Annotated in this window: 19 protein-coding genes; 12 read left to right on the forward strand and 7 right to left on the reverse strand. The window is 69.3% G+C overall.

Translation table 11 applies throughout. From position 1 onward, the window contains the following. Nucleotides 1–146: 146 nt before the first annotated feature. Together ACFWFI_RS06740 and ACFWFI_RS06745 are read right to left on the reverse strand one after the other, a co-directional pair. Nucleotides 147–878, reverse strand: a complete 732-nt coding sequence (locus ACFWFI_RS06740; protein ID WP_387386343.1) for a response regulator — start codon at nucleotides 876–878, stop codon at nucleotides 147–149. Then, nucleotides 875–2,116, reverse strand: a complete 1,242-nt coding sequence (locus ACFWFI_RS06745; RefSeq protein WP_387386392.1) for a sensor histidine kinase — start codon at nucleotides 2,114–2,116, stop codon at nucleotides 875–877. Before ACFWFI_RS06745 ends, ACFWFI_RS06740 begins: the two co-directional genes overlap by 4 nt. 277 nt (nucleotides 2,117–2,393) lie before the next feature. Between ACFWFI_RS06745 and ACFWFI_RS06750 the strand changes: the two genes are divergently transcribed. The 4 genes from ACFWFI_RS06750 (at nucleotide 2,394) to ACFWFI_RS06765 (ending at nucleotide 8,933) form a co-directional block, all read left to right on the forward strand. Then, nucleotides 2,394–3,101, forward strand: coding sequence for an ABC transporter ATP-binding protein (locus ACFWFI_RS06750; RefSeq protein WP_387386345.1), 708 nt, complete (start codon nucleotides 2,394–2,396; stop codon nucleotides 3,099–3,101). After that, nucleotides 3,098–5,464: an ABC transporter permease gene (locus ACFWFI_RS06755; protein ID WP_387386348.1), complete on the forward strand. Its 2,367-nt coding sequence runs from the start codon at nucleotides 3,098–3,100 to the stop codon at nucleotides 5,462–5,464. The genes ACFWFI_RS06750 and ACFWFI_RS06755 overlap by 4 nt, the downstream gene beginning before the upstream one ends. Before the next feature lie 423 nt (nucleotides 5,465–5,887). Continuing rightward, nucleotides 5,888–7,837: a family 43 glycosylhydrolase gene (locus ACFWFI_RS06760; RefSeq protein WP_387386351.1), complete on the forward strand. Its 1,950-nt coding sequence runs from the start codon at nucleotides 5,888–5,890 to the stop codon at nucleotides 7,835–7,837. 190 nt (nucleotides 7,838–8,027) lie between these two features. Further along, nucleotides 8,028–8,933 carry a hypothetical protein gene (locus ACFWFI_RS06765; protein WP_387386352.1) on the forward strand — a complete coding sequence of 302 codons (906 nt, stop codon included), beginning with the start codon at nucleotides 8,028–8,030 and terminating at the stop codon, nucleotides 8,931–8,933. 57 nt (nucleotides 8,934–8,990) lie between these two features. Here the strand turns inward: ACFWFI_RS06765 and ACFWFI_RS06770 are convergent, their stop codons facing one another. The 3 genes from ACFWFI_RS06770 to ACFWFI_RS06780 form a co-directional block, all read right to left on the reverse strand. Continuing rightward, a complete protein-coding gene (locus ACFWFI_RS06770; protein WP_387386355.1) occupies nucleotides 8,991–9,164 on the reverse strand; it encodes a hypothetical protein in 174 nt (57 codons plus the stop codon). Then, nucleotides 9,164–9,370, reverse strand: a complete 207-nt coding sequence (locus tag ACFWFI_RS06775; RefSeq protein WP_387386357.1) for a hypothetical protein — start codon at nucleotides 9,368–9,370, stop codon at nucleotides 9,164–9,166. Before ACFWFI_RS06775 ends, ACFWFI_RS06770 begins: the two co-directional genes overlap by 1 nt. Before the next feature lie 462 nt (nucleotides 9,371–9,832). Beyond that, nucleotides 9,833–10,699 (reverse strand): alpha/beta fold hydrolase, encoded by an 867-nt coding sequence (locus ACFWFI_RS06780; RefSeq protein ID WP_387386359.1) that lies wholly within the window; start codon nucleotides 10,697–10,699, stop codon nucleotides 9,833–9,835. A gap of 108 nt (nucleotides 10,700–10,807) precedes the next feature. Here ACFWFI_RS06780 and ACFWFI_RS06785 point away from each other — a divergent pair, with 108 nt between their 5' ends. From ACFWFI_RS06785 to ACFWFI_RS06805, 5 genes are all read left to right on the forward strand, one after another. Further along, the gene (locus ACFWFI_RS06785; RefSeq protein WP_387386362.1) at nucleotides 10,808–11,317 is read left to right on the forward strand and encodes a CGNR zinc finger domain-containing protein; all 510 of its coding nucleotides are present in this window, start codon (nucleotides 10,808–10,810) and stop codon (nucleotides 11,315–11,317) included. Nucleotides 11,318–11,406: 89 nt separating this feature from the next. Further along, complete coding sequence (locus ACFWFI_RS06790) at nucleotides 11,407–12,318, forward strand: alpha/beta fold hydrolase (RefSeq protein ID WP_387386365.1); 912 nt, start codon at nucleotides 11,407–11,409, stop codon at nucleotides 12,316–12,318. Between the two features lie 241 nt (nucleotides 12,319–12,559). After that, nucleotides 12,560–13,015 (forward strand): VOC family protein, encoded by a 456-nt coding sequence (locus tag ACFWFI_RS06795; RefSeq protein ID WP_387386367.1) that lies wholly within the window; start codon nucleotides 12,560–12,562, stop codon nucleotides 13,013–13,015. Nucleotides 13,016–13,336: 321 nt separating this feature from the next. Continuing rightward, the gene (locus ACFWFI_RS06800) at nucleotides 13,337–14,590 is read left to right on the forward strand and encodes a GAF domain-containing protein (RefSeq protein WP_387386369.1); all 1,254 of its coding nucleotides are present in this window, start codon (nucleotides 13,337–13,339) and stop codon (nucleotides 14,588–14,590) included. Nucleotides 14,591–14,707: 117 nt separating this feature from the next. Next, nucleotides 14,708–16,231: an acetaldehyde dehydrogenase ExaC gene (locus ACFWFI_RS06805; protein WP_387386372.1), complete on the forward strand. Its 1,524-nt coding sequence runs from the start codon at nucleotides 14,708–14,710 to the stop codon at nucleotides 16,229–16,231. 84 nt (nucleotides 16,232–16,315) lie between these two features. Here ACFWFI_RS06805 and ACFWFI_RS06810 read toward each other — a convergent pair whose 3' ends face one another. Beyond that, nucleotides 16,316–16,696, reverse strand: coding sequence for a hypothetical protein (locus tag ACFWFI_RS06810; RefSeq protein WP_387386375.1), 381 nt, complete (start codon nucleotides 16,694–16,696; stop codon nucleotides 16,316–16,318). Between the two features lie 179 nt (nucleotides 16,697–16,875). On the opposite strand from ACFWFI_RS06810, the gene ACFWFI_RS06815 reads away from it, so the two are divergent. Then, complete coding sequence (locus ACFWFI_RS06815; protein WP_387386395.1) at nucleotides 16,876–17,235, forward strand: helix-turn-helix domain-containing protein; 360 nt, start codon at nucleotides 16,876–16,878, stop codon at nucleotides 17,233–17,235. 86 nt (nucleotides 17,236–17,321) lie between these two features. Continuing rightward, nucleotides 17,322–17,732 carry a VOC family protein gene (locus ACFWFI_RS06820; protein ID WP_387386377.1) on the forward strand — a complete coding sequence of 137 codons (411 nt, stop codon included), beginning with the start codon at nucleotides 17,322–17,324 and terminating at the stop codon, nucleotides 17,730–17,732. Nucleotides 17,733–17,841: 109 nt separating this feature from the next. On the opposite strand, the gene ACFWFI_RS06825 is transcribed toward ACFWFI_RS06820, so the two are convergent. Then, on the reverse strand, nucleotides 17,842–18,810 hold the full coding sequence (locus ACFWFI_RS06825) for an AraC-like ligand-binding domain-containing protein (RefSeq protein ID WP_387386380.1): 969 nt from the start codon (nucleotides 18,808–18,810) through the stop codon (nucleotides 17,842–17,844). Between the two features lie 299 nt (nucleotides 18,811–19,109). Between ACFWFI_RS06825 and ACFWFI_RS06830 the strand changes: the two genes are divergently transcribed. Next, the gene (locus ACFWFI_RS06830; protein ID WP_387386382.1) at nucleotides 19,110–19,619 is read left to right on the forward strand and encodes a peptidoglycan-binding domain-containing protein; all 510 of its coding nucleotides are present in this window, start codon (nucleotides 19,110–19,112) and stop codon (nucleotides 19,617–19,619) included. The last annotated feature ends 34 nt before the right edge of the window (nucleotides 19,620–19,653 follow it).

Raw genomic sequence — 19,653 nt, forward strand, 5'->3', positions numbered from 1 at the left:
AGACGGCTTCGCGCGTTGCGGCCATACGATCAACGCGGCACCACTATAGGGAGGTTGAGTGAAGCTTTGGGCACGGATCGGGACCGCGTTCCGCGCAGGCCTTCACGGCCGGCCTTCCGGCGAAGGGGGCCGTGTGCGGTCTACGTCTACTCGGTGGACCGCTGGGCGGCCTCGCGTGCGCCGACGCTGACCAGGCCGGTCTCGTAGGCGACGATGACGGCCTGGACACGGTCACGGAGTCCGAGCTTGGCGAGGATGCGGGCGACGTGCGTCTTGACGGTCGTCTCGGCCAGGTGCAGGCGGGTGGCGAGCTCGGCGTTGCTCAGCCCCCGGGCCAGCAGGCCGAAGACCTCCAGTTCGCGCGGGGTGAGCGAGGCGAGGTCGCGGTGGAGGGCGGCGGTGTCGCTGCCGCGCTGGGTGAACCGCTCCACGAGGCGACGGGTGATGGCGGGCGCGAGGAGAGCGTCGCCGTTACGGACCGTGCGGACGGCCGCGGTCAGATGCTCGGGGGTGACGTCCTTCAGGAGGAAGCCGCTGGCCCCGGCGGACAGCGCCGCGTAGACGTACCGGTCGAGGTCGAAGGTGGTCAGGATGATGACGCGGGGGCTGCCGGGGAATGGGGTCTCCCCTGCTCGAACGGAGTTGAGAGCTTGGGGAACCGTGAGGATGCGGCGGGTGGCCTCCAGGCCGTCCATCTCGGGCATCCGGACGTCCATCAGGACCACGTCGGGACGTGTGCGGCGGACCGCTTCGACCGCTTCGGCTCCGTTGGTCGCCTCGGCGACGACGTCGATGCCGTCGGCGCCGAGGATCAGCCGGAATCCGGTACGGACCAGGGTCTGGTCGTCGGCGAGGACCACCCGCAGCGGCTCGGTCACGGCGTCTCCAAGGGGATCAGGGCCTCCACACGGTAGCCGCCGGTCAGGCGCCGGCCGGCGTTCAGAGTTCCGGCGTGGACGGCGAGGCGCTCGCGCAGGCCGATGAGGCCCCGGCCGCTTCCGACGGCCGCGCCCGGGTGTCCACCGGTATCGGTGACTTCCACCCGGAGCCGTTCCGGGCCGTATTCGACGGTCACGGCGGCGGTGGCGCCGGACGCGTGCTTCACCGTGTTGGTGAGGGCTTCCTGGACCACGCGGTAGGCGGCGAGTTCGAGTCCGGGCGGGAGGGGACGGGGCGGGCCGGTCACGGTCAGGTCGACGGGCAGCCCGGTGTCCCGGACCCGTCCGACCAGCGTCTCCAGCTGGTCCAGGCCGGGTTGCGGAGCCGGCACCACCACCGCACCGGCCAGGCCCGCGCCTTCGTCCGCCTCCTCGCCCTCGTCGGCCATGGTGAGCAGTCCCATGACGTGGCGCAGCTCGGTCATGGCCGCCCGCCCGCCCGCTTCGACGGCGAGCAGCGCCTCGCCGGCCTGCTCGGGGGAGGTTTTCATGATCTTGCGGGCGGCTCCCGCCTGGATGATCATCACGCTGACGTTGTGCGTGACGACGTCGTGCAGTTCGCGGGCGATCCTGGCCCGCTCGTGCTCGACGGCCCGGCGCAGCGCCTCGGCCTGTTCGCGTTCCAGGGCGGAGAGCCGGGTGCGGCCCTCGTCGGTCCGGAGCTTCCAGGTACGCAGGCCGACGGCGGCCACGGCCATCGGGGCCAGGATCAGCAGGGCGATGTATTCGTTGGGGACGATCGGCGTCACCGAGTTCCCCGAGGTGCCGACCAGGACGACCGCCACCGGCAGCGCCGCCAGGGTCACCACCCGGTACGGGCTGTACACGGCGGCGCTGTAGACGGCGATGACGAACGCGTAGAAGGTCAGCCGCATGACGCTCTGCGGTGTCGCCAGTGTCGCGGCCGTCACCACGCACAGCACGGCGAGCGGGTAGCGGCGGCGCAGCGCCAGGGCACCCGAGGCGATGAACGCGAGGGTCACCATGAAGGCCAGGCCGCCGGGACCGGACGGGCGCGCCATGACGTGCTCCACGCCGGGCGCGATTTCACGCACCACGACGTTGCCGGCGTTGTCGATGCCGTAGTAGACGGTGGTGATTCCGAGTGCCACTGCCACCAGCGCGTCGAACTGCCATGCACGCCGGGTGGGCCGCAGAGGCGGACCAGTCGAAAGCATGGCGTCGCGGACCGTGCGTCGGGCGGCTTCCCGCAGCCGCTCCAGCCTCGTGCGTACGTTCGTCACCGGTTCATTGTCGCCGCCGGGAGGACCCGCGGAGTCAGCCCCGGTGGTCATTCCCGCCGCACCGGATACATCACAGGCCTACATCGCAGGGATGACGTTTCCGGGGATCGTCCCAGTGGGGTACCGCAATGGGTTCGGACGGGCGACGCGCGCGGGCCGGGCCCGCTCCTAGCGTTTCAGCAGCCAACTGACCGTGACCGAGGAGCCCTTCATGACCATGCCGGTGATCGAACTGCGCGAGGTGAGCCGCAGGTACGACGACGGCCCGCCCGCTCTGCACGGGGCGTCGCTGACCGTGCAGCCCGGCGAGGCCGTCGCGATCCTCGGCCCTTCCGGCAGCGGTAAGTCCACGCTGCTCAATCTGATCGCGGGCCTGGACCGGCCCGACACGGGGACCGTCACCGTGGACGGGGTTCGGGTGGACCAGCTGGGCGAGGCCGGATCGGCGCTCTACCGGCGGGCGAAGATCGGCATGGTCTTCCAGTTCTTCAACCTGCTCGACGATCTGACCGTCACCGACAATGTCGTCCTGCCCGCGCGCCTCGCGGGTACGGCACGCGGCGAGGCGGACCGCCGGGCGGCGGAACTCCTGGAACTGCTGGGAATCGACCGGCACGCCCGCGCCTACCCGGGACGACTGTCCGGCGGCGAGCGGCAACGCGTCGCGGTGGCCCGGGCGTTGATGAACCGGCCGGCGCTGCTCCTGGCCGATGAGCCGACCGGGGCCCTGGACACGGCCGCCGGACAGGACGTCAGCAGGCTGCTCACCGGCCTCAACGCCGAGGGCCAGACCATCGTCGTGGTCACCCACGACCTGGCTCTGGCCCGCTCCTGCACGAACCGTACGGTCCGGATCGCCGACGGCCGGATCACCGAAGACGTCCGGTCGCAGGCCGTCGCCTCGGAGGCAGTCCGATGAGCGCGCTCGGCAAGGTGGTGCGCTCGGGGGTGGGACGACGCCGGGTGCAGACGCTGGTGATCGGGCTCACCACGATGATGGCGGTGGCCGCCTCCGTCCTCGGCGGATCACTGCTCGTAATTTCCGGCGCGCCCTTCGACGACGCCTTCGCGAAGCAGCACGGCGCGCATCTGTCCATGCAGTTCGACGCGGGCAAAGCAAGTGCCGGGCAGCTGTCGAGGTCCAAGGACGCCGAAGGGGTGAGCAGCGCGGCCGGGCCGTTCCGTACGGCGACGGTCACGCCACGGGCGGACGACAGCCCCGGGTGGCCGATGACCGTGGTGGGGCGGGGCGATCCCGGCCGGGACGTGGACGAGGTGGCGCTGCTCGAAGGGCGGTGGCCCACGCGCTCCGGCGAGATCGTGCTGTCCGCCGGATCCTCGATCTTCCCGACCATGGGCATGAAGGTCGCCTTCCCCGATCTGTCCGGCGGTCCGACGCTGACGGTGGTCGGTGTGGCCCGCTCGGTCACACAGACCGCCGACGCCTGGGTGGTTCCGTCCCAGATGCCGGCTCTCACCGCGCCCGGCAGCGGCGGCTACCAGATGCTCTACCGCTTCACCGACGCCGGCACCGCCGCGCAGATCGCTGCGGGCGGCAAGGGCGTGACGGAATCCCTGCCGCCGGGAACGGCCGTCGGCGAACAGTCATGGCTCGACGTCAGGAAGACCGCCGAGCGCGACACCGCCCTCTACGTCCCGTTCCTCATCGCGTTCGGCGCCCTGGGCCTGGTCATGTCGGTGCTGATCGTCGGCAACGTCGTCGCGTCGGCCGTGGGCACGGCAACGCGCCGCATCGGCATCCTCAAGGCCGTCGGCTTCACCCCGGCCCAGGTCGTGAGGGCCTACGTGGGCCAGGCGCTGATCCCGGCCGTCGTCGGCACGGCCCTCGGTGTCCTCGCCGGCCATCTGTTCGCCGTCCCCGTACTGGCGGAGGCCGAGGAGGTCTACGGCACCGCGTCCCTGACCATCGCCCCCTGGGTCGACCTGGCGGTGATCGCCGGGATGCTCGGACTGGTGGCGGCGACCGCGTGGGCGAGTGCCTGGCGGGCCGGCCGGCTGCGTACGGTCGAGGCCCTCGCCGTCGGGCGTAATGCTTCGGCGGGGCGCGGCCGGTGGGCAGCCCGGCTGGCCGGACGGCTGCCGTTGCCGCAGCCGGTCGCCCTGGGCCTGGCCCGGCCCTTCGCTCGGCCCGCCCGCGCACTGGCCATGGGCACGGCCATCCTGTTCGGCGCCATCGCCGTCACGTTCACCGTGGGGATGGGCGCCTCGCTCGGCGAGGTGATGAAGGCCAGGGCCCACGACGCCGCCGATGTCGTCGTGCCCGCGCCCTTGCCGGACTTCGGCCCCCAAGGCCCCGACCCCGGCCCCGGCCCCGAGAAGCAGACCGAGGCCGATCCCGCCGATCCCGCCGCGGTCGCCGCGGCCGTCGAGGCCGCCGCCGGAACCGGGAAGTACTACAGCGCCGCGACGGTGAGGGCGACCGTGTCCGGCCTGACCGGCACCATCGACGTGATCGCCTTCTCCGGCGACGCCTCCTGGGGCGGCTACACGATGGTCTCGGGCCGCTGGATCGACGGGCCCGGCGAGGCCGTGGTCCCGACCCCCTTCATGGCCGCGACCGGCACCGGCATCGGCGACACCGTCACCCTGAACGGCCTGGCCGAGCCGGTCACGGTCCGGATCACCGGTGAGGTCCTCGACCCCCGCAACGACGGCATGCAGGTCTTCACCGACTCCTCGACCCTCGCGGCCGCACATCCCGACCTGACGGAGACGAGCCATCACATCGCGGTCACGTCAGGCACCGACGTCTCCGGCTATGTCGAGTCGCTGAACAGGGACCTGACACCGCTGGGGGCCACCGCACGTGCCGGGGGGCTCGACAACGGCAGCGACATGGTCGTCACGCTCAACGCGCTGTCCGTCATCCTCACGCTGATGCTCGTCGCCGTCGCGGCGCTCGGCGTGCTGAACGGTGTGCTGCTCGACACCCGCGAGCGCGTCCGGGAGATCGGTGTCCACAAGGCGCTCGGCATGACCCCCCGGCAGACCATCGCGATGGTCATCACCTCGGTCGTCGTGACCGGACTGGTCGCGGGAGCTCTGGGCGTGCCGCTCGGTGTGGCCCTGCACGGCTGGGTCCTCCCCGCGATGGGTGACAGCGTGGGGCTTCGCTTCCCCGATTCCGTCATCGCCGTCTACCACGCGGCCGAACTGCTCCCGCTCGCACTCGGCGGCCTGCTCATCGCCACCCTGGGCGCGCTCCTGCCCGCAGGCTGGGCCGCCAGGGCCCGAACCGCCACGGCCCTGCGCACCGAATAGGGGACAGTTCCAGTGCGCGTACCTCCGGCCCTCACCGCAAGGAGCGGTGGGGGCCGGTCGGCCGGTTCGCACCGACTGGCGCGGGGGTTGCGGGAGCTCTGGGGGTCCTTACAGCTCCGGGATGTCTGTGGAGCGTGAGAGCAGGGTGGACAGAGTGCCGCGCCCATGTTCTTATGCTGCGAGTCGCCAGAATTTCCAACGTAGTACAACGGCCCGCTCCGAAGTGACACAGCCTCACCGACCCTGCTGAGCCGACAGGTTGACCCGATCGTCTCCAACGAAGAGCGCGCCCCGGAACCGTGCTGAACGCCAACGCGCCACGGCGGTCGGCAGGCAGCCCGCCCTTCCCTCGAATCCGTACCACCGCCTTGCCCCGCACCTCGGCTGACAACGTTGTCGCCCTCGAGAAAGGTCTTCCGTTTCATGGTGCGCACCATCCGCAAGCTCTCCGTCGCCCTGGCCGCCGCTCTGCTGGTCGGCTTACCGACGACACCCGCAGGAGCCGACCACCACGCCACCGCCGCGACGGTCGGCACACCCGCCCCGAGCACGGCCGAGGCGGGGAACCCGATCGTCGAAGGGTGGTACGCCGACCCGGATGTCGCGATCTACGGCAACCGCTTCTGGATCTACCCGACCACGTCCCGGAGTTACAGCGAACAGACCTTCATGGACGCGTTCTCCTCGACGGACATGGTGCACTGGACCAAGCACCCCAAGGTGCTGGACATCGCCGATGTCTCTTGGGCCGAGTACGCGCTCTGGGCGCCCGCGCCGGTCTTCCGCGACGGCAAGTACTACCTCTACTTCGCCGCCAACGACATCCAGAACAACTCCGAGTTCGGCGGGATCGGCGTCGCCGTCGCCGACCGGCCTGAGGGCCCGTACAAGGACGCCATCGGCGGTCCGCTCATCTCCCAGTTCCACAACGGCGCCCAGCCGATCGACCAGGACGTCTTCATCGACGACGACGGCCAGGCATACATGTACTACGGCGGATGGGGCCACGCGAACGTCGTCAAACTCAACCCGGACATGACCAGCCTCGGCTCCTTCTCCGACGGATCGACCTACAAGGAGATCACTCCGGAGAACTACACCGAGGGCTCCTTCATGTTCAAGCGCGGCGGCAAGTACTACATGATGTGGTCCGAAGGCGGCTGGACCGGCCCGGACTACTCCGTGTCGTACGCGATGTCGGACTCCCCCACCGGCCCGTTCAAGAAGATCGACAGGGTGCTGGCCCAGGATCCGGCAGTCGCCCGTGGCTCCGGGCACAACTCGGTCGTCAACGTGCCGGGCACCGACATCTGGTACATGGTCTACCACCGCCGGCCGCTGAGCGAGACCGACGGCAACCACCGGGCCCTGGCATACGACCGGATCCACTTCAACGAGGACGGCACGATCCGGCCGGTCACGATGAAGGTCAACGACAACTTCGGCGACGGGAACGCCGTCGGCTGGCGCACGTACGGCGACGCCGACTGGGCCACGAAGCACGGCGCCTACACCGCCGCGTCGTCCTCCGGTGGCCTGGCCCTCCAGGACACGAATTTCTCGGACCTGATCTACGAGGCCGATGTGACCCTGAAGCACGGCCGCAGCGAATCGGGCCTCGCCTTCCGTGTCACGCAGCCGGGCACCGGCACCGGGGGCTTCCAGGGTTACTACGCCGACCTCGGCCCCGACGGCCTGGTCCTCGGCAAGTCGACGGGCGACGAACGGACGCCCCTGGCGAAGGCGCCCCTGAAGGGGGCGGTCGGCAAGTCCCACCGGGTGAAGGTCGAGGCGATCGGGTCGTCCCTCAAGGTCTACGTCGACGACATGGCCAAGCCGAAGATCAGCACGACGGACTCGTCCTTCGCTTCCGGTGCCAACGGCGTACACGCCACCCGGCTGTCGTCGAAGGCCGGCGCAGCGGGGCCGAGTAAGCCCCTTGCGCGCTTCGACAACATCTCGATCCGCTCCAATGTGTTCAGCTTCGAGGCAGCCGACGCACCGAACCGGTTCATCCGGCACGCGTGGAGCCGGGGCAGGGTCGACCCGGACGTCACGCCGTACGCCGACATGCAGTGGAAGGTCGTGCCCGGCCTGGCGGATCCGTCGGCCGTGTCACTGGAGTCGGTCAACTTCCCCGGAACCTTCCTGCGGCAGCGGGACGGCGAGGTGTGGATCGATGCGCGCACCGACGACGCCGGCTTCCGCTCCGACGCGACATGGCGACGCGTACCCGGACTCTCCGACCGGTCCCTGGCGTCCTTCGAGTCCTACAGCTCGCCCGGCCACTACCTGCGGCACCGCGATGCGCTGCTGTACGTCGAGAGCGTCAGCGCCGCGGATCGACCGGACGCCACCTTCCGCGCCTGGTGACCCGGTGACTCGGTGACCTGGTGACTTGGTGACCCGATGAGGGGGTCCGGCCGGGCAGCGTCCGCCCGGCACGGACTCCCCGTGGGCTGCCGGGCCGACAAGGGATCTTCGGGGTCGGCCGTCGAGCGTCGGGCATCGGGCATCAGGCATCAGGCATCAGGCATCAGGCATCGGTATACGCTGCCTGATCATGCGCATAACAGCACGCGGATCCGCCGTCGGCGCCACCGCTCTTGCCACCGTCCTTCTGGCCGCGGTCACCGGTTGCTCGTCCGGCTCAGGCGGTGGCGACAGCGGTTCCGAGCTGCTCACAGGGCTCGGGACCCTGGCCGGCGACACCAGCACGAAGCAGGTGACGTACCTGGACGCCGCCGACGTACGGAAGCTGAGCAAGGGCGACTCGAAGCGGTTCACCTCGGTCTCACAGCCGAGCAGCCCTCTGCTGAATCCGTACCAGCCCGGTCTGTTGGGGCAGCAGTTCAAGGTGGCCCAGATCGACACAGCAGTCGACACCGACGAGGCCGGCCACTGGGAGGGATCGTTCGACGCATCGGCGATCACCACCTCGCTGAAGTCCAGCGGCTACACGCAGAGCGAGCGCAATGGCCAGGAGGTCTGGTCACATCCTGAGAAGACAGGTGTCTCGCTCCAGGTCTCGGAGGACGAGATCTCCTATTCGGCCCGGGACTCCGACCCCATGGCGGCGGTCGACCCGAAGAAGGGCTCCTCCCTGGCCGACAACAAGGAGTTCCGGCGCGCGGCCGAGTGCCTGGGAGACGTCTACCGTGCGGACTTCAACCCGAGCAGCTCCCCCAATCCGGTGCGCCTGGCCGCCTTGGGCCAGCAGGCAGCCTCCGCTGCGAAGAACACCGAGGTGCTCTGCTTCGTGGTCGAGGACGAGGCAGCGGCAAAGGACCTGGAGGCCGAGCTGCTGTCGGTGGTCAGCGACGAGTCACCGAAGTTCGACGGCACGAAGGTGACCGTGGAGAAGGGCGACCAGCCTGTGGTGCGGGCCGTCGTCCCGGACACCGCCGCTCAACGGCCGGGACGCCTGATCATCTCCGACGTCGAGCTGTGGATGGCCGCCGCCCAGTAGCCCCACGTACCGCGGGGGACTACGGCGCCGCCGTGTCCCCCGCGCTCACTCCGAACGTCAGAGGCACTTTCCGCTCAGCCAGGACATCAGGTCCCTGGTCCACGTCTCGCCGGTGTAAGGACCGTGGTCGATCGTCCGGCCCTTGAGCTGGTCGGCGCCGGTGGCCCACCAGATATCCGTGACGTTGGCCTTGGTGCCCGTGAGGCCTCGGGTCGTGCTGTTGTGCCACATCACGCCCTTGGTGCCGTCCTTGGTGAGCTGTAGGTCGCCTCCACCCCGCCCGCTCCCCAGCTCTTCTGCTGCGCGAGCCCCTTCGGGTGATTCGGCTGGCGAACCTGGTCCCGCTCCCAGGCGTTCTCTCCCGTGGGGTAGCCGCCGTGCCCGAAGACCACCGGGCAGACGGGCAGGGGCGGGGGGCTGCTGTAGCGCTCGAACATGTGGACTCGGTCGAGGCTCCAGCCGCTGGGCTCTTCCCAGCTGTGCAGGGCGTCGCCGAGGGTGCCGTCGGCCTTGGCGGTGAAAGTGATGGTCTTCGCCCGTGTGTCGCTGTATCCGTAGAAAGTCGCGAGGTCGTCGCGACCGTCACCGGCATCGGCGGTGATCGCGTCGAAGGTCCAGTTGCCGGGGGCCCCGGTCCAGGAGGAGGAGTGGGCGCGACGGAACGGACGTCGGGAGACCCCGTCCGGCCACGGGCGTCGGCGGACAGTCCCTGCCGAGCCGTTTCCCCGCGGGGCACCGTCATGTCGGTCGTTGTGAGGCCCAGGACAGAATCACGCCTGTAATTGGCCTTACACCTGTCTCTGACCTCCCAACGACCGGGCGAACGGCGTGTGTCGCCGGCTGGCCTCGGCTTCGGTGAGCTCGTTCACCCGCCCTGGGAACTCGCGGGCTCACGCCGGTCATTCGGTGGCGGTCAGGAACCCGCGGATGTACCCGGCCACGGTGTCCAGGTGGCTTTCGAGCAGGAAGTGTCCGCCTCCGGGAACCAGGTGGATCTCCGCGTTCGGCAGGTCCCTCACGAAGGCGCGTGCTCCGTCCGGGCCGAAGATCTCGTCGCCTGCGCCCCAGACCGCGAGGAGGGGGACCTGGCGTTCGCGGAAGTAGGCGTGCACCTGGGGGTAGAGGGGCGGGTTGCTGGCGTAATCGCGGAACAGGGCGAGCTGCACCAGGTCGTTGCCCGGTCGGTTGACCTCGCGGTGGTCAGCGGCCCAGGTGTCGGGGTCGACCAGCTCGGGTCGATCGACTCCGTGCAGGTACTGCCAGCGGATGGCGTCGAGCGAGAGGGCGGAGCGGACGGCGGGTTCGGTCCGGGGGCCCGGATTATCCCAGTACGCCCATACCGGCTTCCAGAAGTCCGGGACGAAGCCGTCCTCGTAGGCATTGCCGTTCTGCGTGATCACCGCGGTGATCGCGTCCGGGGTGCGCAGGGCCAGCCGCCAGCCGATGGGTGCGCCGTAGTCCTGGACGTACAGGGCGTAGCGGGTGACGCCGAGCTGGGTCAGTAGGGCTTCGGTGATGTCGGTCAGGGAGTCGAAGGTGTACGTGAACGCGTCCACCGGCGGGACATCGGAGTTGCCGAAGCCGAGGTGATCGGGAGCGATGACGTGGAATCGATCGGCCAGCGCCGGAATGAGGTGGCGGAACATGCGCGAGCTGGAAGGGAACCCGTGAAGGAGAACGAGTGTGGGCGCATCGTGGGCTCCTGCCTCGCGGTAGAAGACGCGATGTCCCCGCACCGTCGCGTACCGGTGGCGAATCTCGACCATGACTAACCCCTTTGCGATCCTATGATGGTTACCTCTCGGCACTCAGTAGACCGCCCTTGGAGTAACCTGTCAAACGACTTGATGGAGTTAGCTGAGAAGGTGTGGCCCATGCTGGACGACCAAGCCCTGATGCAGGCCCTCAACAGCACCCCCGTTGAGGACGGCCGACGTCAGGACCTGTGGCGTGACGACCACGCGATGGACGGGTGGGCGCGGGAGCAAGGGGGCCTCGGCGGCGACGAGGAGGAGCGCCGATGGCTGCGCGCCACCCGCGACGCGCTCCAGGAAGTGGAATCGGGCACGTCGACGGAGCCCCGGCTGCACCAACTCCTTGCCGGCGTGCGCAAAGTTCCGCAGCCCAGCGCGTCAGGCATCGAGTGGCACTTGGAGGTGTCGCCGGAGCGCAGGCTGGCCGTGGAACTCGTGCTCGCTTGGGCGGATGTCCAAGAGCGCATGCCCGGCCGCCTGCGGTCGTGCGAGAACCCTGAATGCCGCCTGTTCCTCCTGGATCGCAGTCGCGCCAACACCGCACGGTGGTGCTCGATGAAGACCTGCGGGAACCGACTCAAAGCCCGTCGACACCAGGCTCGGACACGGGCGACGCCACGCCCCGAATGACGCCCCCGGCGAGGCGGCGCCTGCGCTACAGTGGTCGCGAGACGATACGTCTCGACTCACTTGATGCTGTCCGTTGCAGGAGGGGCACCATGGACCACCATTACATCGACGCGGCACCCGGTGTGTGCCTATGGGCGGAGGAGCGAGGCTCCGCCGATGCCCCTCCGCTCCTCCTGATCATGGGTGCGCAGGCGTCCGGTCTCGGCTGGCCGGACGACCTGGTGGACGCACTCGCCGCGCACCATCAGGTGATCCGCTACGACCACCGCGACACCGGCCGATCCACTTGGGCGTTCGACCAGCAGCCGTACGCCATCACCGACCTCGCCGAAGACGCGATCACGGTCCTGGACGGCCTGGGCATCGACCGTGCCCACGTCGTGGGCATGTCCCTCGGCGGAATGCTCACCCAGCTGCTCATCGCCGACCACCCGGACCGCCTGCTGAGTGCGACCCTGATCGGGACGTCCGCGCTCAGCACCAGCCCGTACGTGAAGCCGGACGGAACGCACGTCCCGCCCGAGGAACTCCCCGGCATCGCACCCCACGTGCTGGAGATCTGGTCCCGGCCGGCCGAGGAGCGCGGCCCGGAGGGCGAGCTCGACGCCCGCGTCGCACACTGGCGGGCACTGGCAGGCGAGCAGCTCCCCTTCGACGCGGAAAGCGCCCGCGAGCTGGAGCGGAGGATCATCGAGCACACCGGTCACCACGCCTCCTCCACCGCGCACGCCCGCGCGGACACCTCCGGCATGCTGCGCACCGAGGAACTGGCGAGGACCGACGTGCCTACGCTCGTGATCTCGGCCCCGGCGGAACCGGTCTTCCCTCCCCCGCACCCGCAGCATCTCGCCCAGGTGATCCGCGGGGCGCGCACGGTCGAGATCCCGGGCATGGGCCACGCACTCCCCCGGGAGGTCCTCGCCCCGCTCACCGCCGCGATCCTGGAGCACACCGGGGCGGTGGACGCGTCCGGCGCACCGGACCGCGCCGCCGGACGCTGATGGGAGGCGCCAACCCCAGGCGGCGGGTCGGACACCAGTCCACGAGTCGTTGCTCCACCAGGCCCAGCAACATCGCTGCGGGACCGGTATCCGGTGAGGAATCAGGCTGACCAAGGCTCAGCTCGAAGCGCGCGAAGTGCCGCTGCACAAAGTCTTCTGCAGTGACTACGACTTCCGGATCCCGGACTGGGGCCTGTTGCGAAGTGGATCGTCTGTCAGACCTGCCTGGAATGCTCCGAGCATGGAGATGACAGTGCAGCTGACAATCGACTGCTCCGATCCGCAGCGAATGGTGACTTTCTGGGCCGAGGCCATGGGCTACGTGCCTGAGCCTCCGCCCGGCGGGCACGCCACGTGGCGTGCTCACTGGGCGGCGGTCGGGGTGCCCGAGGCAGAGTTGCCGGCCGGTGCCGGGGATGTTCCGGAGTCCATCATCGATCCCGCGGGACGGGGACCGAGGGTGTGGTTCCAGCAGGTTCCGGAGCCGAAGGTCGCCAAGAACCGGTGGCACTTCGACCTGAAGGTCGGTGGGGGCCGTGACGTCCCACTGGACGTCCGCACTCAGCGGGTCAAGGCTACGGTGGAACGGCTTGTCAAAGCTGGTGCCACCGTGCTGCGGATCAAGGATGAGCCGGACATGGGACTCTACGCCGCCGCCATGCAGGACCTCGAGGGCAACGAATTCGACGTCGTCTGAGAGCCGTTGTGACGGTGCTGTCACAGCCACTTGTTCACGGCTGCGACCAGCGCAGTCGCCTCGTGACGGACGGAGAGCTCGTCGTACGTCGTGGGCACCCGCCCCTGTGCCTTCTAAGTCGGTTGATGCCACCACTCGACCGCATGCCGAACCCTGTAGTCCTCGGCGTCGAATCTGGGCGGCGTGAGCGACGGGGCACTCCCGCACCCCGGAGCCGTAGGAGCCGAGGGCGCCGGGGCGAATGCCCCGCACCCAGCGGTTGTCGCGGGCGGCCGTTGCCCCGACCATGGGGAGGCATGCCGCCACGGACGGGAGGGCGAGTTGACGGACCCCTGGGTGGCTCTGGCCGCCGACGCGAATCCCGGCGCCCGGCTCGGTGAACTCCGCCGCGCGCACGAGGTGTTCACCTCCGACGGACGGCTGGAGACACCGGTGCGCTCCGTGGTGGGCCAGTCGTGGCGTCGCTCCGCCCGTGCGCGGGTCAGCCCGGACGGCGCGGCGCTGGTCGAGCTCTGCCCGGACGAACTCGGACCGTATCGGGACACACACCCCCTGGCTCACGTCATGCCGATGATCCGCGAACTCATGAGTGCCTACGCCATGGACGGAGAACATCTGCTCGCGGTCTGCGATGCGCACGGCAGGCTGCTGTGGGTCGAGGGGCATGCGCGGGCCCGTCGGCGCGCGGAGCGGATGAACTTCGTGGAGGGCGCCCGCTGGGCCGAGTCGGAGGCCGGGACGAACGCGCCCGGCACGGCACTCGCTATCGACCGCCCCGTCCAGGTGTTCGCCGCCGAGCACTTCCTCCGGCCGGTCCAGCAGTGGACGTGCGCGGCCGCCCCGCTGCACGACCCGCACACGGGCCGGGTGCTCGGTGCCGTCGACATCACCGGCGGGAACGGGCTCGCGCATCCGCACAGCCTGGCGTTCGTACAGGCTGTGGCGCGCGCCGCCGAGTCCCAGCTGGCACTCGTGGCGCCACGGCCCGTCGGCGGGTCGGCACAGCTCTCCGCACTCGGCAGCGACGAGGCGCTCCTGGTTCTGGGCGGGCGCAGGATTCGGCTCAGCAGACGCCACAGCGAGATCCTGGTGACGCTGGCCCTCCACCCGGAGGGCCTCAACGGCGACGAGCTCCTTATCGAGCTGTACGAGGACGAGTACGCCCCCCCGGTGACGATGCGGGCCGAACTCGCGCGGCTGCGACGCCTTCTGGGACCCGAGCTGCTGCGCTCGCGTCCCTACCGACTGGGCGCGCCGGTGGATGCCGACTTCGACACCGTCGCGCGGAGGCTGGAGTCCGGGGCGGTGGCAGCCGCGCTCGGCGCGTATGCGGGACCTCTGCTGCCGCGTTCGGAGGCACCGGCGGTCGTCCGGCTCCGACGCCGGATCGCCGGCCAGCTGCGGGCCGCGCTGATCGCGCGGGGCGATCCGGGGCTCCTCGCCGACTGGGTGTACAGCCCCTGGGGCGCGGAGGACCTCCCTGTCTGGCGAGCCCTCGCCGCGGCGGCGCCCCAGGAGCGGCGGGCGGTACTGCTGGCGAGGGTCCGGGCGCTCGACGCGGAGCAGCGCGCGTAGTCCCGCACAGGCAACCCTGGGCGCGGTCCGTGCAACGGCGTTGCAACGTCGCGCTGCCTAGCCTCGCGCCGAGGGCCGTCCAACGGCGGGCGGCACCGGATCCGGGAGGCCACAGAGATGACCCGTTACGCCGCACCGGGCACCGAGGGTGCCATCGTCTCGTACGAGTCCCGTTACGACCACTGGATCGGGGGCGCCTATGTCCCGCCGGCCCGTGGTCAGTACTTCGAGAACCCAAGCCCCGTCAACGGCCGCCCCTTCACGGAGATCGCCCGCGGTACCGAGGACGATGTCGAGCGTGCCCTGGACGCCGCCCATGCGGCGGCCCCCGCCTGGGGAGCCGTGTCCGCGGGTGACCGTGCGACCGTCCTGAACCGGATCGCCGACCGAATGGAAGAGCATCTGGAGGAGCTGGCGGTAGCCGAGAGCTGGGAGAACGGCAAGCCGGTGCGCGAGACGCTGGCTGCGGACATTCCGCTGGCCATCGACCACTTCCGGTACTTCGCGGGTGCGCTGCGCGCCCAGGAGGGCTCGCTCAGCGAGATCGACGACGACACCGTCGCCTACCACTTCCACGAGCCACTGGGTGTGGTGGCTCAGATCATTCCGTGGAACTTCCCCATCCTGATGGCTGTCTGGAAGCTCGCCCCCGCGCTGGCTGCCGGGAACGCGGTGGTCCTCAAGCCGGCCGAGCAGACCCCCGCGTCCATCCATGTGTGGATGAGCCTGGTCGCGGATCTGCTTCCTCCCGGCGTCGTCAACATCCTCAACGGCTTCGGCGCGGAGGCGGGCAAGCCGCTCGCCTCCAGTCCGCGGGTCGCGAAGATCGCCTTCACGGGCGAGACCTCGACGGGGCGCCTGATCATGCAGTACGCCTCGGAGAACCTCAAGCCCGTCACGCTGGAGCTGGGTGGCAAGTCTCCGAACCTCTTCTTCGACGACGTATGGGCGCTGGACGACGACTTCCGCGACAAGGCGCTCGAGGGCTTCACCATGTTCGCCCTCAACCAGGGCGAAGTGTGCACGTGTCCTTCGCGGGCGCTGATCCAGCGCGGCCACTACAGCGAGTTCCTCGAAGCCGGCATCGCCCGTACCGAAAAGATCGTGCCCGGGCATCCGTTGGACACCGACACGATGATCGGCGCGCAGGCCTCCGACGAACAGCTGAAGAAGATCCTTTCGTACCTCGAGATCGGACAGCAGGAGGGCGCGAAGATCCTGACCGGCGGTCAGCGCGTCGAGCACGGGGGTGAGCTGGAGGGCGGCTACTACGTCCAGCCGACGATCTTCGAGGGTGACAACCGTATGCGGGTCTTCCAGGAGGAGATCTTCGGCCCCGTGGTCGCGGTGACGTCGTTCTCGGACTTCGACGACGGGATCAGGACGGCGAACGACACGCTGTACGGGCTCGGAGCGGGCGTGTGGACCCGGGACACCAACACCGCCTACCGGGCGGGCCGCGCCATCAAGGCGGGCAGGGTCTGGACGAACTGCTACCACGCCTATCCGGCCCACGCCGCTTTCGGCGGATACAAGCAGTCGGGCATCGGCAGGGAGAACCACAAGATGATGCTGGAGCACTACCAGCAGACGAAGAACCTCCTGGTCTCGTACTCGCCGAAGAAGCTCGGCTTCTTCTAGGGCGCGACGAGACGATGAGCGAAGGTGCCTGACCTGGCAATCCGGCCGTCAGGCACCTTCGCTCCAAGCCGGGTCCCGTCCCGTTCAGAGGCCGCCCAGCTCGGCTGCGAGGTCCGCATCGCGCATGCCCGGGAAGGCGTAGCCGTCGGTCTCGTCCCACGGAACGTCGAGGTCGTCCATGTGTACGTGCCACTCCGCTCCTGGCAGCGCGCGACGCAACTGGCTGACCGAGCCGAGCACATGGTCGAGCACCGGCAGGACCTGGCCGGGATCGAACGGCATCTTGGTGGACCCGGCCACGACCTCGTCCGGCCGGCTGTCATCACTGTCGTACAGGTACAGACTTTCCTGGTCCTCGTACGGGAAGGACGACGTACGGGCGGCGACAATGCGCTCGACAGCGGCCGTCTCGGCATCCGTCAGTGGCATCGACCGGCTCGCACAGTAGTAGAGAGAGACGCTCATGGCCCGAGCGTACCGAGGAGGTACGACAGAGCCGGAAGGTGCCGCAACCGGTCGGCTCCCGGCTGCCGGAGCGATCCGACTGCGGCGCCCTCCGGCGGCCGATCTGTCGTCGACCCGGGCCCGGAATCCTGTGGTGGGATGGTGCCGTGAGCCGCACCGTGGAAGAGACGAACCGCCGGATGCTCCGCGCGCGGGACGCGATGGACCGTGCGTACGCGCAGCCGCTGGACGTGCCGGCCCTGGCCCGGATCGCCCACGTCTCCCCGGCACACTTCGCCCGTACCTTCCGCGCCACCTTCGGGGAGACTCCGCACCGCTATCTGCAGCGTCGCCGCGTCGAGCGGGCGATGTTCCTGCTGCGGGAGACCGGCCGCAGTGTCACTGACATCTGCTACGAGGTCGGCTTCGGCAGCACCGGTACCTTCAGCCGCACGTTCCGCGACATCGTCGGCCGGTCGCCGAGGACGTACCGCAAGGAAGCGGCGACCATGAACGTACCCACCTGCTTCACGAAGGCCTGGACACGGCCGAGTGCCTGAGCCGTCTGTGCGACCCCTCCGCACAGGCCGCGGGTTGAGCAGTTCTGGATAAGTTTTCGCCGAGCCCGCCGACTAGCGTGATGCACATGTTCAACGCGATCACGCACTCACAGATCTACGTCCTCGACCAGGACGAGGCCCTCGACTTCTACGTCGGCAAGCTCGGCCTGGAAGTCAACGCCGACGTCGACATGGGCTTCATGCGCTGGCTCACCGTCAGCGTCCCCGGACATCCGGACCGCCAGGTCCTGCTGGAGAAGCCCGGTCCTCCGGCGATGTCCGAGGAGACGGCCGAGCAGGTCCGCGCACTGCTGACGAAGGGCGCGCTGGGCAGCGCGCTCATCCTCACCACGGACGACTGCCGGAAGACGTACGAGACCCTGCTGGCCCGGGGCGTGGAGTTCACCGATGAGCCGACGGAGCGCCCGTACGGGATCGACTGCGGCCTGCGCGACCCCTTCGGCAACCACCTCCGCTTCACCCAGCTGAAGGACTGAGAACAGGGGGCGGGGGCGCCTGGACAGCAGTGATGGTCCGCCGCTGGCAGCCGGTCGTCGCCGCCCCGGATGGTCCGCCGCCGCCCCTCCTGCGGCCGCGCGGAGACCATCACGCGGAGAAGCGGGGGTGATTCCGGTCGCGCCAGTCCCGAGGCGATTCTCCGTATGCCTGCTTGAACACCTTGCTGAAGTGGCTCGCATCCACGAAGCCCCACCTCCGCCCTGTCGCCGCGATCGTCCGCAGCCGTCCGCTCGGGCCGGCCAGCTCTCGTCTGCATTCGGCCAGGCGGCGCGTACGGATCCAGTCCCCGAGGCTGATCCCCGACCGGGACAGCACCGCATAGAGGTGACGTACGGAGATGTCGTGGGCTGCGGCAATCCGTGCCGCCGAAAGATCGGGGTCAGCCAGGTGCGTCCGGATGAAGTGGGTGACCCGCAGGCTGAGTGTCGCCTCCAACGGGACCTTGGCCAGGCTTGAGTTGCCGTGCTGGGACGTCAGCACGGCACGGAGGAGTTCGACGCTGGGTTCCACGACGGCGTCGGCGTGCACGCCCTGGTGCAACTCGTCGCTGCCGGCCAGTTGGGAGAAGTAGCTGAAGGCGAGGCGCGCAACAGGGTTGTCGGATCCCAAAGTGACGGTCGAGGTGTCTCGCAGCAACCGGTCGGGGAGCGCGAGTGCCGAGCGGGGGAAACGCAGGAAGTGGTGGTCGACTCCCTCGTCGAAGAGAAGTGTGTAGGGAGCGATCGATTCGTAGACGGCGAACTCCCCCGGCCTCAGTACGCACTCGCGACCGTTCTGCGCGACCAGGCTGGTGCCCGTCACCTGCAGGCCGAGGAAGACGGCCGGCTCCTCGTCCTCCCGGGCCAGCGTCTCCGTCCGACGGACAGTGACCGCGGTCGCCCGAGCCGAACAGATCCTGAGCGGTCCGACGGTGCCGAGCCCTATGCGGACGGAGATGTCCTCAGCCGGAGGACCGTGGTCGATATCGACCGCCACCACGGATTCCCAGACCGCGTGCCGGATCACTTCCTCGCGGTCCTGCGGCTGTATGAACTCGGTGTCCAGGACCGGGCTCACGAGGCGAGCCCCCGTCTGCGTCGATCACGGAAACAGCCTGACATCATCTCGGCCCGTTCCCCCACAAGTCCCCCTCGGCACGGACGGTTCCCGACATGAGTCTGTCGGGATTCTCACTCTCTGTGCAACGGCTTCGACCGGCACGCGCAAGGCCGTCGCCTGACGCGGCGCCGACTTGAAGCTGCGCACCACTGACAAAGTTCCCTGCACAAACGACAAAGCCCGAAGTCCACGACGACCGTAAGGTCCATGGGCGATGCAGTCACTGAGACGACATCACCGACCAGAAGGGTTGCATCGTGCAACGAGTATCTACGACACTCCGCAAGCGGATCGGAGTGTTGGGGGCTTTGGCTCTCCTCTTCGCCGCCGGCCTGACGGCCAGCCCGATGATGACCGCGCCGGCCCACGCCGCCTACGGTCCGTGCAACACGACGGTGAAGCGGACCGATGGACTGGCCATCAACAACTACTACACAGTGCCCGCGCGCACCGGTAACGGTCTGAGTTGCTACATGCAATGGCAGACGGGCAGCTCGAACGCCGTGAAGGCGCTGCAGAGGGCCGTCCTCCGCTGCTACGACAACACCTATGCCGCGGATCGGATCCGCGCCACCGGAGGGGCGGACGGGAACTACGGCACCGGCACGGTGGATGCCGTTCGGTGGCTCCAGGCAAACCGTCTCGGCGTGAGCGCCGACGGTGTCTACGGGCCGGCGACCCGTCAGGCGATGTGGTGGCCGGCCTACTATCGCGACCCCAGCAACGGGGACGTCGATTTCATCAACTGCTACAACCCGCCGTTCTAGTCACGACAACATCTGGCGACGCCGACCTCCGTGC

It is taken from the genome of Streptomyces sp. NPDC060209 (assembly GCF_042728155.1).
Taxonomy (GTDB): domain Bacteria; phylum Actinomycetota; class Actinomycetes; order Streptomycetales; family Streptomycetaceae; genus Streptomyces.

Excerpts from the sequence above, each read along its gene's own strand:
- ACFWFI_RS06815 (WP_387386395.1), top strand. The coding sequence starts at position 16,876 with ATGCTCCGCGCGCGGGACGCGATGGACCGTGCGTACGCGCAGCCGCTG.
- ACFWFI_RS06775 (WP_387386357.1), bottom strand. The coding sequence starts at position 9,370 with ATGTTCGAGCGCTACAGCAGCCCCCCGCCCCTGCCCGTCTGCCCGGTG.
- ACFWFI_RS06760 (WP_387386351.1), top strand. The coding sequence starts at position 5,888 with ATGGTGCGCACCATCCGCAAGCTCTCCGTCGCCCTGGCCGCCGCTCTG.
- ACFWFI_RS06755 (WP_387386348.1), top strand. The coding sequence starts at position 3,098 with ATGAGCGCGCTCGGCAAGGTGGTGCGCTCGGGGGTGGGACGACGCCGG.
- ACFWFI_RS06770 (WP_387386355.1), bottom strand. The coding sequence starts at position 9,164 with ATGTGGCACAACAGCACGACCCGAGGCCTCACGGGCACCAAGGCCAAC.
- ACFWFI_RS06790 (WP_387386365.1), top strand. The coding sequence starts at position 11,407 with ATGGACCACCATTACATCGACGCGGCACCCGGTGTGTGCCTATGGGCG.
- ACFWFI_RS06765 (WP_387386352.1), top strand. The coding sequence starts at position 8,028 with ATGCGCATAACAGCACGCGGATCCGCCGTCGGCGCCACCGCTCTTGCC.
- ACFWFI_RS06820 (WP_387386377.1), top strand. The coding sequence starts at position 17,322 with ATGTTCAACGCGATCACGCACTCACAGATCTACGTCCTCGACCAGGAC.
- ACFWFI_RS06780 (WP_387386359.1), bottom strand. The coding sequence starts at position 10,699 with ATGGTCGAGATTCGCCACCGGTACGCGACGGTGCGGGGACATCGCGTC.
- ACFWFI_RS06750 (WP_387386345.1), top strand. The coding sequence starts at position 2,394 with ATGACCATGCCGGTGATCGAACTGCGCGAGGTGAGCCGCAGGTACGAC.
- ACFWFI_RS06805 (WP_387386372.1), top strand. The coding sequence starts at position 14,708 with ATGACCCGTTACGCCGCACCGGGCACCGAGGGTGCCATCGTCTCGTAC.
- ACFWFI_RS06745 (WP_387386392.1), bottom strand. The coding sequence starts at position 2,116 with ATGCTTTCGACTGGTCCGCCTCTGCGGCCCACCCGGCGTGCATGGCAG.
- ACFWFI_RS06810 (WP_387386375.1), bottom strand. The coding sequence starts at position 16,696 with ATGAGCGTCTCTCTCTACTACTGTGCGAGCCGGTCGATGCCACTGACG.
- ACFWFI_RS06785 (WP_387386362.1), top strand. The coding sequence starts at position 10,808 with ATGCTGGACGACCAAGCCCTGATGCAGGCCCTCAACAGCACCCCCGTT.
- ACFWFI_RS06795 (WP_387386367.1), top strand. The coding sequence starts at position 12,560 with ATGGAGATGACAGTGCAGCTGACAATCGACTGCTCCGATCCGCAGCGA.